Annotated in this window: 13 protein-coding genes; 6 read left to right on the top strand and 7 right to left on the bottom strand. The window is 66.3% G+C overall.

What is annotated here, in order from left to right:
• Positions 1-35: 35 nt before the first annotated feature.
• The 4 genes from ACRSCF_RS17255 to ACRSCF_RS17240 all read right to left on the bottom strand — a co-directional run bounded on the left by ACRSCF_RS17255 (position 36) and on the right by ACRSCF_RS17240 (position 3,609).
• Positions 36-1,349, bottom strand: a complete 1,314-nt coding sequence (locus ACRSCF_RS17255) for a hypothetical protein (protein ID WP_046240757.1) — start codon at positions 1,347-1,349, stop codon at positions 36-38.
• A 523-nt stretch (positions 1,350-1,872) separates the two neighbouring features.
• Entirely contained in the window at positions 1,873-2,364 is a 492-nt protein-coding gene (locus ACRSCF_RS17250) for a response regulator transcription factor (RefSeq protein ID WP_034367246.1), read from the bottom strand.
• A gap of 377 nt (positions 2,365-2,741) precedes the next feature.
• A complete protein-coding gene (locus ACRSCF_RS17245; RefSeq protein WP_158528295.1) occupies positions 2,742-2,957 on the bottom strand; it encodes a hypothetical protein in 216 nt (71 codons plus the stop codon).
• 97 nt (positions 2,958-3,054) lie between these two features.
• A complete protein-coding gene (locus ACRSCF_RS17240; RefSeq protein WP_034367244.1) occupies positions 3,055-3,609 on the bottom strand; it encodes a MarR family winged helix-turn-helix transcriptional regulator in 555 nt (184 codons plus the stop codon).
• A 117-nt stretch (positions 3,610-3,726) separates the two neighbouring features.
• On the opposite strand from ACRSCF_RS17240, the gene ACRSCF_RS17235 reads away from it, so the two are divergent.
• Both ACRSCF_RS17235 and ACRSCF_RS17230 read left to right on the top strand, forming a co-directional pair.
• Positions 3,727-4,578, top strand: coding sequence for an EamA family transporter (locus ACRSCF_RS17235; protein ID WP_034367241.1), 852 nt, complete (start codon positions 3,727-3,729; stop codon positions 4,576-4,578).
• A 45-nt stretch (positions 4,579-4,623) separates the two neighbouring features.
• The gene (locus ACRSCF_RS17230) at positions 4,624-5,259 is read left to right on the top strand and encodes a nitroreductase family protein (protein ID WP_016453668.1); all 636 of its coding nucleotides are present in this window, start codon (positions 4,624-4,626) and stop codon (positions 5,257-5,259) included.
• Between the two features lie 27 nt (positions 5,260-5,286).
• On the opposite strand, the gene ACRSCF_RS17225 is transcribed toward ACRSCF_RS17230, so the two are convergent.
• Positions 5,287-5,646 (bottom strand): hypothetical protein, encoded by a 360-nt coding sequence (locus ACRSCF_RS17225; RefSeq protein WP_016448140.1) that lies wholly within the window; start codon positions 5,644-5,646, stop codon positions 5,287-5,289.
• A gap of 281 nt (positions 5,647-5,927) precedes the next feature.
• On the opposite strand from ACRSCF_RS17225, the gene nikR reads away from it, so the two are divergent.
• The 3 genes from nikR (at position 5,928) to ACRSCF_RS17210 (ending at position 9,273) form a co-directional block, all read left to right on the top strand.
• Complete coding sequence (nikR, locus tag ACRSCF_RS17220; RefSeq protein ID WP_016448139.1) at positions 5,928-6,386, top strand: nickel-responsive transcriptional regulator NikR; 459 nt, start codon at positions 5,928-5,930, stop codon at positions 6,384-6,386.
• 89 nt (positions 6,387-6,475) lie between these two features.
• Positions 6,476-8,539: a TonB-dependent receptor gene (locus ACRSCF_RS17215; protein ID WP_244386225.1), complete on the top strand. Its 2,064-nt coding sequence runs from the start codon at positions 6,476-6,478 to the stop codon at positions 8,537-8,539.
• A 26-nt stretch (positions 8,540-8,565) separates the two neighbouring features.
• Complete coding sequence (locus ACRSCF_RS17210) at positions 8,566-9,273, top strand: DUF4198 domain-containing protein (protein ID WP_244386223.1); 708 nt, start codon at positions 8,566-8,568, stop codon at positions 9,271-9,273.
• 58 nt (positions 9,274-9,331) lie between these two features.
• Here ACRSCF_RS17210 and ACRSCF_RS17205 read toward each other — a convergent pair whose 3' ends face one another.
• The gene (locus tag ACRSCF_RS17205) at positions 9,332-10,354 is read right to left on the bottom strand and encodes a tripartite tricarboxylate transporter substrate binding protein (RefSeq protein WP_047328102.1); all 1,023 of its coding nucleotides are present in this window, start codon (positions 10,352-10,354) and stop codon (positions 9,332-9,334) included.
• Entirely contained in the window at positions 10,351-11,673 is a 1,323-nt protein-coding gene (locus tag ACRSCF_RS17200; protein WP_016448136.1) for an arylsulfatase, read from the bottom strand. Before ACRSCF_RS17200 ends, ACRSCF_RS17205 begins: the two co-directional genes overlap by 4 nt.
• Before the next feature lie 150 nt (positions 11,674-11,823).
• Between ACRSCF_RS17200 and ACRSCF_RS17195 the strand changes: the two genes are divergently transcribed.
• Positions 11,824-12,720 carry a LysR family transcriptional regulator gene (locus ACRSCF_RS17195; protein WP_013802902.1) on the top strand — a complete coding sequence of 299 codons (897 nt, stop codon included), beginning with the start codon at positions 11,824-11,826 and terminating at the stop codon, positions 12,718-12,720.
• Positions 12,721-12,726: the final 6 nt, after the last annotated feature.

The following is a 12,726-nucleotide window of genomic DNA, read 5'->3' as shown; positions in this document are numbered from 1 at the left end:
GGCCGCGGCGTCCCGCCCACCCGCTGGTCTTCAGGTCAGTGGATGCCCGGGAAGTCGACGATCACGCCGATGATTTGCGGGTTCACCGAGGTGCTGCTTCCCTTGAAGGTATTGGCCTGTGCGGTGCTCTTGGTGTACTCGGACTGGTGACCGCCCGTGCCACCGAAGGTGAAGGGCCCGATGCGCACACCCGCGCTGGCCTCGAAGGCCTGCTTGTTCTGCTGGTAGGTGTTGGCGCTCATCGTGATCTCGAACGAAGGCTTGTAGACGACCAGCAGCTCGGACACCCGTGCCGCGACGATGCCGTTCGGGCCGAACAGGGAGCTCGATCCCGGGCCGCCGTTGGCCACCCACGGGGCGACGATGGTGTAGCCCTGGCCGCCCGGCCCCTGCTGTGCCTTGGCCAATTCGCTCATGAAGCCGCCCGGGTACCAGTCGCCCGGATTCACCTTCACGCGCGTGGAGGACTCGCAGCTGATCTTCACTGCCGAGCTCGAGTCCTGGTTGAACAGGTCGGACTTGCTCCAGCCGCCCGATGCGTTGACGCTCCAGAAGAAGTTGCCAACGCTGGTCGAGCCCTTGGCAAACGAGGACTTGAAGTCGCTGCTCGATTGCGAAGATTTCATCGCGATCGAGAACGCGCCTGCACTGCCATTGCTGAGCGCTGCGCGCCAGTCCGCGCCCGTCGTGTCGATGTGGAAGTCCGGCTGCCAGCGCAGGATGCCCGAGCCATCCGGCACCTTGGTCCAGCCTGCCGGTGCGTTGTTTGAGGCAGGGTCGCCCGACGGAATCTGCATCATGTCGATGGCGCGCTGCAGATCGCTGGGCATGCTGGCCCGCTCCAGCTCCATCTTCATCTTGACCGCCTGGTTGTAGGCGTTGGTGGCCGCCTGGATGGCGGCAACGTAGGCAGCAGCCTCCGGCGCGTTGTTGAGCCAGGTGTTGATGTCAGGGTAGCGGGCTGCGAATATCAAGCCGCCGTTCTGCTTTGAACTCAGGTAGAACTGGTTCATGTCGCTGTTGGCCTTGGCCATCGCATTGCTTTTCTGGACGCACAGGTTGGCCAGCTCCGCCTGATTGGCCTGCTGCTCGGGGCTGACCTTGAATGTCACGTGACCAAAGATCTGACGAACGGCGTCGAAGAGCGTCGCATCGAGGCTGCCGTACTGGCCGATCGCGGACCACTGCGGCATGCCGCTGACGATCTGATAGGCGGCCGGGTCCCATTGCCCGGTCGGAGCCGTGCCCCAGCTGAAGTCCTTGGGGGTGCCAAGCAACTGGAAATTCGGGGTGCCGAGATTATCGACAAGGGCGTTGTACAACTGGCTGAACATGGCTTGATCTGACATGGCGTGCAATTCCTGAAATTGAATGGATAGGGAGCGACATGAGGTTTGAAGTCATGAACGCTTTTCTTTGCCAATGAGAATGATTGCCCGGTATTGGGCCTAAGGCATGGGGTGCTTGGGAGAAATCTCAGGGGGTGACCGCGAAGAATGATTCATGGCGGGATACTCCTTTGAGTTGCGTGCAAGGATCCGACACGTGGGTGCCGGGAAGATGCCTCGACGGATGCGGACCGTAGAGACGAAGAAACTAAAAGGCGAAGAGACTAAAAGGCGAAGAGATATGAGCTTCTGCAGTCGTTCAAGGCTCGCGCCGATATTCCATGTCAACCGCGCAAACCTCAAATGCAATGGTGCCTGCTGAAGCCGCCATAAGGAGATTGCTCACCCTCCGGTTGATCCAAAGTCGCGAAAGTCAATGTCCGAGATTCGTTGTGCTCATCATGCCCAATTGCACCAGGAGGGTGGAATACTTCCAATGTCGTATTCGGTGGGTACGGACAGGCGATGCACGCTGGCCTGGATATCAGGTGTCGCCGCCATTGCGAGTTGCCGTTGGCGCGAATGTCTGCAACTGGGCCGTGCTTGTCAGGCCCAGTTTGCGCAGAATGTTTTCGCGATGCTTGCGCACGGTCAAGTCGCTGAGGTAAAGCGAACGTGCGATCTCCTTGCTGGTGTGTCCCGCCAGCACGTGCGCCAACACCTCCTGCTCGCGAGGAGACAGAGGGAGCGGTGAGCGGGCAGCGCTCAACCAGCCTTGCCGCCTGGCATGCGTGACGAGTTCTACGGCATTGCGCAGGCCCAGCCGTGTACACATATTGCTGCGGTGCTTGCGTACCGTGTGTTCGCTGATGCCCAGCGTGTGCGCAATGTCCTTGCAACCAAGGCCTTTGGCCATCGCTTCGAGTACATCGATTTCACGCGCAGTGAGTGCAGACGCGATGACTTCATCTGCTGTTGGATGCTCAGCATCGAGATGGCATTCGCCATTTGCCAAAGCTATTTCCGATATGTCCATGGTATGTCTCCAATTTTTTATATACCGATGCCATAGGGCCATTCCACGCCGAAGCCTCGGCGAGACTGCTTTGCACAGTGCCGTTTGAAAGATTGAATAACTCGCTAAAGCGCCTGTTTACCGACTGAATAAACTGGCGTCATGCCATTCGTGTAGAAATTGTGCGGTAAAGGATCAGCCGAAGAAGCCTGAACATTGGACGATTGAAAATCGCGCGCATTCAGCCTGCGGCAGCCTTTTGTATCCAAGGCGGGAGATTAGTAAACCATTATCAAGATGGTGTGGTGCGTTGAGGGAGTATCAAAGTCGTTTGAGAATCTGTTATCGCCATTTCACCGTTGGAATGGACATCTTAGTGGAAATCTCTGGCGAAATCATTACATCTGGCTACAAAAGTTCGACACCAAGGTTTTTGCAGCAGATTGTGGGAAAGCCAATGGTCTTCTGTGGGTCGCGCTTGTGTGATCAGGATTTTCTGGCATTGCGCAGCCGAGTCCGGGATGCGGGCTGTAGCGCGGGTCTTGAGACATGCGGGTAAGCAATTGCTGCCATGGCGCATCGAGAAGCGGCTGGGTGCCTGCGATGTGCTTCAAGGGAAGCGCCTCTTTTGCCAAAAGCGTTCCCGGGTCATGACGAAGGGCGTGAGCACCACGACCGTCGCCAGTTCCAACGACCTGGACATACGCCAGTTCAGGGGGCAGGGCGGGTGCCCTCGTCAGGCCCGCCCTCCAGCACGCGCAGCAGCAGGGACAGCCGCTGGTCCAGCGCGGCCAGTTCGGCGGCAGGCATGGGCGCCAGCATGGCGCGCTCGTTGTCCAGGTGCGCTTCCACGGCGCGGTCTATCAGTTCCAACCCCTGGTCGGTGAGCTGCACCAGCATGCTGCGCGCGTCCTGCGGGTTGGGCAGGCGCTGTACCAGGCCGCGCGTCTCCAGGCTTTTCATGCGGTGGGTCATGGTGCCCGAGGTGACCATGAGCGTGGAGAACAGGGCCGTGGGCGTGAGGCAGAAGGGCGCGCCCGAGCGGCGCAGCGTGGCCAGCACGTCGAACTCCCACATGGTCATGCCGAAGCGTGCAAAGCATTCCTCCAGCCGTTGCTCCAGCAGGGCAGCGCAGCGCTTGATGCGGCCTATGGGGCCCATGGGGCTGGGGTCCAGGTCCGGGCGTTCGCGGCGCCATTGGGCCAGGATGGTGTCGACATGGTCGGGCAGGCGTTGAGAGGAGGGTTGGGAGGGGGGCTGGGTCATTTGTCTTGATTTTAAGATAAATCGTGCATAATGGGTTTGTCTTGAATTGAAGATAAATCCATGTCCTCCTCCTCATCGTCCTGTGCCTCCACGGCTCCTGCTGCAGCCAGCGCTGCCATGTCATGGCGCGACATCCTGCTGACCGCGCTGGCGCCCGCCATCTGGGGCTCCACCTACATCGTCACTTCCGAACTGCTGCCGCCGGACCGGCCGTTCACGGCCGCGCTGATCCGCGTGCTGCCGGCCGGGTTGCTGCTGGTGCTGTTCACGCGGCGGCTGCCAGCGGGTTCGGGCTGGTGGCGGCTGGCGGTGCTGGGCGCGCTGAACATCGGCGTGTTCCAGGCGCTGTTGTTTGTGGCGGCCTACCGTCTGCCGGGCGGGCTGGCGGCCGTGCTGGGCGCCGTGCAGCCGCTGCTGGTGATGGCCCTGGCCTGGGGGGTGGACGGGCGCTCCCCCGCGCGGCTGACGCTGTGGGCCGCCGTGGCGGGCATTGCGGGTATGGCAGTGTTGCTGCTGTCGCCGCAGACGGTGTTCGAGCCCGTGGGCATGGCGGCGGCGCTGGCCGGCGCGGTGTGCATGGCGGCCGGCACGTGGCTGACGCGGCGCTGGCGCGTGGACTTGCCGGTGCTGGCGCTGACGGGCTGGCAACTGCTGTTTGGCGGACTGATGCTGCTGCCGCTGGCCTGGTGGGTGGATGCGCCGCTGCCCGCGCTGTCTCTCACCCAGCTGGGCGCCTATGCCTACCTGTGCCTGGCCGGCGCGCTGCTGGCCTATGTGCTGTGGTTTCGGGGCATCGGGCGCCTGCCTTCGGTGGCCGTGTCGTCATTGGGCTTGTTGAGCCCGCTCACGGCCGTGGTCCTGGGCTGGGCGCTGCTGTCGCAGTCCATGACGGGCATGTCCTTCCTGGGCCTGCTGGTGGTGCTGGCCAGCGTGCTGGTGGTGCAGTGGTCTGCTTCGCGCGGCGCCTGAGTTTCTGGCATCGAGGTTCCTCTTTTTTCCCACCGAGCGTTTCACATGACTTCTTCCGAACTTTCCTCCATGCCCATCGGGCAGGCCATCGCTTCGCGCATTTCCGCAGACCGTTTCGAGCCGGGCCGCCCGCTGGCCGATGAGACGCTGGCCGCGCTGGTGGCCCAGGCCTCGCTGTCCCCGTCGGCCTACAACCTGCAGAACTGGCGCTTCATTGCCGTGCGCACACCCGAGGCCAAGGCGCGCCTGAAAGCCGCCGCCTATGGGCAGCAGAAGGTGGAGGACGCCTCTGCCGTCTTCATCGTCTGCGGCACGCTGGCCGCCCATGCGCGGCTGGCGGAGTTTTTGCAGCCCAGCGTGGACAGCGGCGTGATGAGCCAGCGCACGGCCGATGGCTGGGTGGCGCAGGCCCATGCCGCGCATGCGGACAACCTGCAGCTGCAGCGCGACGAGGCCGTGCGCTCGGCCTCGCTGGCGGCCATGACGCTGATGCTGTCCGCCCAGGGCCTGGGGCTGGCCAGCTGCCCCATGGTGGGATTCGATGCGGAACTGCTGGCAGCGGGCTTTGGCCTGCAGGCCCACGAACTGCCCGTGATGCTGGTGGCCGTGGGCCACGCGGCCGGCACGCTGCGCCCGCAGAAGGCGCGCAGGCCGCTGGCCGACATCCTGGCCTACGCCTGAGCGTGGGATGGGTTGGCGGGTGCAGGCTCAGCTGGCAGGCTGCAGCTGCATGCCCAGGCGCGAGAACAGGATCTGCCGGCCGTCGCCCTGCAGGCGCTGTATCACCATGCCACCATCGCGGTGCAGGTAGATGCGCAGGGCGCTGCCGTTGCCGGGATCGTGGTCCAGGTAGCAGGGGTCCTTGTCCAGGTCCTTCCAGCCATGGGGCTCGACCAGCCGGCGGCCGGCGATGCGGCGCAGCTCGGACTCGGGCGCCGCGAAATAGGTGTGGGTCTGCAGCCACAGCGTGCGCAGCTGTTCGAAGGCCTGGTCGCGAGAAGAACAGGCGGGCGCAGCCTCCAGCAGGGACAGCAGCATGTCCAGAAGCTGATCGAATGAATACTGCATGCCGCGCCCCTTTCAGCGATCGACGGTGCGCACCGCGCATCCTCGATCAGCGTAACCGGATATGGCGCGAATGTGAACAAAGCATGACCGTGGTGGTTTGTCGCTATTGCCAGTCCGTACCGACAGTGATTGGCGCGGCTGTTGCATGTGGGGCATGTGAGGCATGTGGGGCAAGGGCCTGGATGGCCGGACAATGGCCGGCAGATCCGGCGTGATGCCTGTCTTTTGCGCCTGCCCCGCTGTTGCCGCCATCTTCCTGTTTCCCTTTACTTGTGCTGCCCATGGAACGCTTCACCATCTCCATCGACGACGACCTGGCCCGTGATTTCGACGGCTGGATCGCCGCGCGCGGCTACGACAACCGCTCCGAAGCCATACGCGACGTGCTGCGTGCCCACCTGGCCCAGGTGCGCGAGCGCGAGGACGCCGACGGCCTGTGCGTGGCCAACCTGTCCTATGTCTACAACCACCACGAGCGCGATCTGTCCGAGCGCCTGGCCAGTCTGCAGCACGACCACCATGAGCTGCACATGGCCACCACGCACGTGCACCTGGACCACGAGCAGTGCATTGAAACCGTCATGCTGCGCGGCCCGGCCAGCGCCGTGCGGCGCTTTGCCGACACCATCACGGCCGAGCGCGGCGTGCACCACGGCCAGCTCAACGTGGTGATGGTTCGCAGGGCAGAGCCTGGCGGGCACGATCACGCGCACCACCATCCGCATTCGCACGACGATTGAGCCAGCCCGGGGCCGGGCGCCTTGCGCAGGCCCTGTCATGCAGGTCGGTATGAAGTTTGCTTTTTTCTTCATACAACTCCTGGAAACGCATGACACATCCCCTGAATTCCCCTTCCCGGCGCCTTGCCGTGCACCAGATTGCAGCAGCTGGCCTGCTGGGCCTGGGTTGCATTCCCCATGTCGGTGCACAGCAGGCGGGCGACGCCACGGCCAGCCTGCAGGCTGTCGAGGTCAAGGGCCAGACCGCGCGCGGCGCCTCGGCCGCCTACACCACCAGCGTGATCGAGGCCGAGGACATCGCCAACGCCCATGCCAGCCATCCGCAGGAGCTGCTGCGCCAGGTGCCGGGCATGAATGTGCAGAACTACCAGCTGTCCGGCGTGGGTGACGCCATCGTCATGCGCGGCTTCGGCGGGGGCGGGCACGGCGGCGACGTGGGCGTGGTGCTGGACGGCATTCCACTGAACGAGGCCATGTCGCATGCCGACGGCTATGTGGACCTGGGCGTCATCGTGCCGCTGGAGATGGAGCGCATCAGCATCTACAAGGGGCCGGTGTCGGCGCTGTACGGCAACTTCAACCGCGCAGGGCTGATGGCGATAGAGACGCGCAAGCAGGGCGACTACACCCCCTACCGCGAGGCCGACGTGAGCCTGGCCTCGCACGGCACGCTGGACGCTCAGGCGGCGCTGGGGCTGAAGCCGGGCGATGGCGAGTTCCTGAACCTGGCGGCCCAGCACTACCGCACGGACGGTTTCCGCGCGCAGTCGCAAATGCAGCGCAGCACCGCATCCCTGCGCTGGAGCAAGCGGCTCTCGTCGCAGCTGGAAGTGGCGCTGTCGGCACGGCTGCACCACGGCGAGGGCGACTCGCCTTCGTACCTGACGGCGGGGCAGTTCGCACGCGATCCGCGCGGCATCGATCCGCGCGCCATGAACGATGGCACGCGCAAGAACTTCGCCACGCTGCGCGCCGATGTGCAGTACGCGCTCTCGCCACGGCTGACCTGGCTGGGCTATGCCTACACCACGCAGCAAAGCTTCACGCGCTGGTTCAGCCGGCCCATCGACGCACTGCAGTGGCGCCAGCGCGAGGAAAGCTATGACCGCGCCGTCTACGGCGCAGGAACCAGCCTCAATGGCCGCCATGCCACGGCGCTGACCCCGATCAACTGGGTGGCAGGGCTGGAGGCCGTGCGCGAATCCACCGACTACCAGTTCTACGACGGCCTGCAGTGGCGCGAGCGCACGGGCGCTGCCCTGGATGACCGCAATTCCAGGCTCAACACCCTCTCGGCCTTTGCCGAGGTGGATGCACCCGTTCACCGCCTGCTGCAGCTGTCCGCCGGCCTGCGCTTGGATCGCTTCACGGGCGGCTGCCGTCCCAACGGCCCTGAGGCGGGCAGCGACCCCTGCGGCCCGCTGGCGCGCACCTCGCATGCCAGCCCCAAGCTGGGCCTGCGCTCGCAGGTGGCGCCGGGTGTGCTGCTGCGTGCCAGCTGGTCCGAAGGATTTGCGCTGGCCAGCGATTTCGCCAAGTACGCGCTGGGCGCCGCGCAGCTCGATCCCAACATCTTCCGCCAGACTGAAGTGGGCGCGCAGATCAAGCCCATGCCGGGCCTGGTGCTGGATGTGGCCGCCTATAGGCTGCAGTCCTCGGGCGAGATCCGCAGCGTGGCGCCCGGCGTCTATGAGAACTTCGGCGCAACGCGCCGCACGGGCGTGGAGGCCAGCGCGCTGTGGGCCGTGCGCAAGAACCTGGACCTGCAACTGGCCTGGGGCAGCGCCCATTCGCGCGTGACCGAGAACGGCAACCCGGCCCTGGTCGGCAACCAGGTGGCCGGCGTGCCCCGGCAGACGGCCACCGTGGGCCTGGCCTGGCGCCCGCTGGCGCAGTGGGAGGGCACGCTCACCTGGCGCCGCGTGGGCCGCTATGCCGTCACCGCCGACAACAGTGTCTTCTATGGCGGCTACGCCACCTGGGACCTGGGCCTGAGCTGGCGCCTGCCTTCGGCGCGCAGCCGCATCTACGCCGTGGTCTCCAACCTGGGGGACAAGGCCTATGCCACGTCGGCCTCGGTCATCCGCGGTGTGCCGCTGTTCGCGCCCGGCGCGCCGCGCACGCTCAAGGTCGGCGTGCAGACGCAGTTTTGAGGAAACCCCAAATGAGAAACAGGTACATGACAGCCCGCCATCCCTTCGCCGCCGCAGCGTTCGCTGCGCTGCTGGCCTGCGCACCGCTGGCCCAGGCCCACAACGTCTGGCTGGAGCCCGACGCCGACGGCGCCTACACCGTGCAATTCGGCGGCCATGAGGGCAAGCTGGAGAACTTTGCGGCCGGCAAGCTCAAGAGCGTTGAGGCCTATGACACGCGCGGCCGCCGCATCGACGTGGCCGTGCAGCCCGTGCCCGGCGGCGCCCGCGCCACGCCGGCCCGCAAGGCCGCGCTGCTGGCCGCGCATTTCGACAACGGATTTTTCAGCCGCGTGGGCGAGGGGCCGATGATTGAAAAGCCCATGACCGAGAACCCCGGTGCCACCAGCGGCGTGCATGCGCTCAAGTTCCACAAGACCATCCTCGAATGGGGCCCGGTCACACGCGAGAAGCTGGGGCAGACCCTGGAGATCATCGCCAAGACCCGCCGCTCCCCCCACGCGGGCGAGCCCCAGCAATTCCAGGTGCTGCTGGGCGGCCAGCCCCGGGCCGGCGTGCGCGTGTCGCTGGGAGAAAAGGGCGAGCCCCTGGAGACCGATGCCGACGGCCTGGTGACCGTGCTGCCGCGTGCCGGGCTCAACCAGCTGCTGGCCATCGTGCGGCTGCCTGTCTCCGGCGACGCGCGCACCACCAGCCTCAGCTACGAGTACCTGCTGGGGTTCTCGGCGCATTGAAAGGGGCTGGTGGCCCGGTCCGGCGTGGCCCGGCCTGGCGTGGCCCGGCGCTGTGGGGTCAGTCCAGCGCCAGGCGCCGGTCTGCAGCCAGCTTCTTCCACTTGGCGTTGTCCTGGGACATGAAGCGCTGGATCTCGGACAGGGACATGGGCGTGGCCACGGCCCCGGCGGCCTGCAGCGTGGGGCGCAGCTCGGGCGACTGTATGGCCTGGTTGATCCATTGGTTGAGCTGGGCCAGCCGCTCGGGGGGCGTGCCGGATGGCACGGCCACGGCATACCACTGGGTGGCCTCGTAGCCGGGCACGCCGGCCTCGCGCATGGTCGGTACATCAGGCAGGCTGTCTATGCGCGTGGCGCTGGTCACGGCATAGGCCTTCAGCCGGCCCGACTGGATGTGCGGCAGCACGGGCGTCACGCCCAGCATGGCCAGGGGGATCTGCCCGCCCACCACATCGGTCACGGCCTGGCCGCCGCCCTTGTACGGCACATGCACCATGCTGGTGGCCGCCAGGGCGTTGAGCAGTTCGCCCGCCAGATGCTGGGAGGTGCCCGTGCCCGAACTGGCGTAGCTCCATTGGCCCGGTTTGGCTTTCATGGCGGCTACCAGTTCGCCCAGGCTGCCGGCCGCACCCGGGGCAGGGCCCACCAGCACCATGGCGCCCCGGGCCATCACGGCCACGGCGGTCAGCTCGCGGCCCACCTCGGGCTGGCGTGGGCCGGACAGCTGCGGTCCGGGCACGGAGACCAGGGTCAGGCCATCGGCAGGCGCCTTGGCTGCCGCCTGCAGGCTGATCGCGCCCGAGGCGCCCGGCCGGTTCTCCACCACCACGCTGACACCGGCCCTGGCCTCCAGTTGCCGGGCCACATGGCGGGTCAGCACGTCCAGGCTGCCGCCGGGCGCAAAGCCCACGATCCAGGTGATGGGCTTGCCCTGCGGCGCGTGCGCCGCCGGCTCGGCCGCGCGGGCCGTGGGCAGTGCAAGGGCCAGCAGGGCTGCGGCGGCCAGGGGGCGCAGTGCATGGCGGCGGGTGGTCGGCAGGCGGCCGCTGGCCTGCGGGGCGGGTAGGGGTGCGCAGGTCATTGGTCGGGGGCGCCGGGCGCGGTGTTGGGGTGTGCCTTGCAGCTTTCGTTGAAGCGCTGGACCATGGTCAGCATGGGGTTGAGCACCCAGGTGTTGAAGATCAGCACGTCATGCTCCTCCTTGGGATCGCGCACGATGTTGAACAGGTAGGGTGACTCCAGCTTGCCCTTGCTCTCGTTGACCTCGGGCTCCCAGTAGAAATGCAGCTTCCAGTCGCGCCACTTCGCGGCCCGCAGCTGGTCCTTGATGTAGAAGAGAAAGCCCTCGCGCGCGGACCGGGGCTCGCCCAGCAGGAAGGCCGTCTGGTCCAGGCCGTCGATGGGCCGGTCCTGTGGCATGGCGGCGCCCGCCACCGCCGCCAGGGTGGAGAAGATGTCGGTCACGTGCATGATTTCATTGCTGGTGCGCCCGGCCTGGATGCGGCCCGGCCAGCGTGCGATGAAGGGCACGCGCAGGCTGCCCTCCATGGCCGTGTGGTAGGTGCCGCGCCAGGGGCCGGCCGTGCCGCGGTAGGGCTGGCGGAACTCGGGGCCGTTGTCGCTGCAGAAGATGAACAGGGTGTCCTCGCGCAGGCCGAGCCGGTCGATCTCGTCCGAGATCTGGCCCACGCGATGGTCCATCTCCACCATGGAGTCGGCAAAGTCGCCCTGGCCGGTGCGGCCCGCGAAATCCGCATGCGGCAGCGTGGGAAAGTGCAGGTGCACCAGGGGCAGGTACAGAAAGAAGCGGCGGTCCCGGGCGTGGTTGCGGCGCATGAAGTCCAGCGAGCGCTCCACCAGCTCGGCATCGATGTTGCGCCGCGATTCTAGGTCGTAGACCTTGACATCGTCCGAGGGCGCGCCCGCGCGGCCTTCCATGATGTGGGGCAGGGGCGCCACCAGGGGGTCGTAGCCCGTGGTCGCGGTGAACTGGCTTTCGTCCGTGGTGCGGGGAATGCCGTACCACTCGTCGAAACCCCGGTCCGAGGGATAACGCCCCGGAATGTCCCCCAGATGCCATTTGCCGAAATGCGCCGTGGCATATCCCTGGGCCGACAGCAGCTGGGCCAGCGTGGTCTCGCCGCGCGTCAGGCCCTGTGGCAGCCCGGCCGGCACCGATTGCAGGGCACCCGTGCGGATGGGATGGCGCCCCGTCATCAGGGCCGAGCGCGTGGGCACGCAGTCGCTTTCCACGTTGAAGTTCTGCAGCAGCAGTCCCTCGCAGGCCAGCTGGTCGATGCGCGGAGTGGGCGCGCCGCGCAGCGCACCGCCGCCGTAGCAGCCCAGCTCGCCCCAGCCCAGGTTGTCCGCGACGATGAGCACGATATTTGGTGGGTTCATGATGTGGCTCAAAAAGTTTCCATGCCAAAACTCTAGCCACAAGCCCTGTCTTGGTGATAACCAAACCAGCGAAAATCGATGCACATCTGGAATGGCTTTGCTCGGCAAGGTAGCAAGCTTTCTCGTTTTTCTTCGTTGACAAGGAATGGCATGACGGGATTTGCCTATAACGAGCTGGCCTGCTTTCTGGCCGTGGCCGAGCATGGCCATTTCGGGCGTGCGGCCGCTGCCCTGCAACTGACCCAGCCGGCCGTCTCCAAGATCGTGCGCCGCGTGGAGCAGGGGGTGGGAGCGGCCCTGTTCACGCGCGGAACGCATGGCGTGGCGCTGACCAGCAGCGGCCAGCTGTTCATGGAGCCTGCGCGTCAACTGGTGCTGCGGCATGAGGAGACGATGCGCGCCGCCAGCGACATCCAGGCCCAGCATGTGGGCCTGATCCGCCTGGGCTTCACGCAGGCCACCTCGGAAAGCCGCGCCACCCGGGCCGTGGCCGAGTTGCTGCGCCGCCGCCCCGGCCTGCGCGTGCGGCTGACCGTGGGTAAGTCCGACGACTTGGAGCGCGCGCTGCTCGACGGCAGCCTGGACTTGGCCGTGGTGCCGTCCTACCCGGGCCATGCCACGCGCTGCGCCCAGGTGGTCATTGGCGAGGACGAGCTATGGGCCGCCGCACGGCCGCGCCACCCGCTGTTCCAGCTGGCGCTGGAGCAGGGCCTGAGGTTCGGGCATTTGCAGGGCTACTCCTGGGCCTTGCCGGCACCGGGCGCCGCCGTGCGCAAGGTGGTGGACGAGGCCTTCGCGGCCCAGGGCCTGGGCGCGCCCACCGTGGCCCTGGAGATCCAGCACAACACCGAGGCCACCATCGACATCGTGGGCCAGACCGATCTGCTGTGCTACGTGCCCAGCCATGTGCTGCGCAGCAATCCCGAGCGCCTGCAGTCCCTGCCCATCCCCGAGCTGCGCACGCGCCGCAGCTGGCTTCTCATCAGCCACCCCAAGGCCCATTGGTCGCCGCTGATGTCCGCGCTGCGGGACCTGACGCTGGGGTAGCGGCCC

The sequence above is a fragment of the Delftia sp. 11MD genome (assembly GCF_050907895.1).
Taxonomy (GTDB): Bacteria; Pseudomonadota; Gammaproteobacteria; order Burkholderiales; family Burkholderiaceae_C; genus Comamonas; species Comamonas tsuruhatensis.
The sequence above is the reverse complement of the archived record's forward strand: the minus strand, read 5'-3'. Positions and strand labels throughout refer to the sequence as shown.

Excerpts from the sequence above, each read along its gene's own strand:
- ACRSCF_RS17215 (WP_244386225.1), top strand. The coding sequence starts at position 6,476 with ATGACACATCCCCTGAATTCCCCTTCCCGGCGCCTTGCCGTGCACCAG.
- ACRSCF_RS17240 (WP_034367244.1), bottom strand. The coding sequence starts at position 3,609 with ATGACCCAGCCCCCCTCCCAACCCTCCTCTCAACGCCTGCCCGACCAT.
- ACRSCF_RS17195 (WP_013802902.1), top strand. The coding sequence starts at position 11,824 with ATGACGGGATTTGCCTATAACGAGCTGGCCTGCTTTCTGGCCGTGGCC.
- ACRSCF_RS17200 (WP_016448136.1), bottom strand. The coding sequence starts at position 11,673 with ATGAACCCACCAAATATCGTGCTCATCGTCGCGGACAACCTGGGCTGG.
- ACRSCF_RS17235 (WP_034367241.1), top strand. The coding sequence starts at position 3,727 with ATGTCATGGCGCGACATCCTGCTGACCGCGCTGGCGCCCGCCATCTGG.
- ACRSCF_RS17250 (WP_034367246.1), bottom strand. The coding sequence starts at position 2,364 with ATGGACATATCGGAAATAGCTTTGGCAAATGGCGAATGCCATCTCGAT.
- nikR (WP_016448139.1), top strand. The coding sequence starts at position 5,928 with ATGGAACGCTTCACCATCTCCATCGACGACGACCTGGCCCGTGATTTC.
- ACRSCF_RS17230 (WP_016453668.1), top strand. The coding sequence starts at position 4,624 with ATGACTTCTTCCGAACTTTCCTCCATGCCCATCGGGCAGGCCATCGCT.
- ACRSCF_RS17255 (WP_046240757.1), bottom strand. The coding sequence starts at position 1,349 with ATGTCAGATCAAGCCATGTTCAGCCAGTTGTACAACGCCCTTGTCGAT.
- ACRSCF_RS17205 (WP_047328102.1), bottom strand. The coding sequence starts at position 10,354 with ATGACCTGCGCACCCCTACCCGCCCCGCAGGCCAGCGGCCGCCTGCCG.
- ACRSCF_RS17225 (WP_016448140.1), bottom strand. The coding sequence starts at position 5,646 with ATGCAGTATTCATTCGATCAGCTTCTGGACATGCTGCTGTCCCTGCTG.
- ACRSCF_RS17210 (WP_244386223.1), top strand. The coding sequence starts at position 8,566 with ATGACAGCCCGCCATCCCTTCGCCGCCGCAGCGTTCGCTGCGCTGCTG.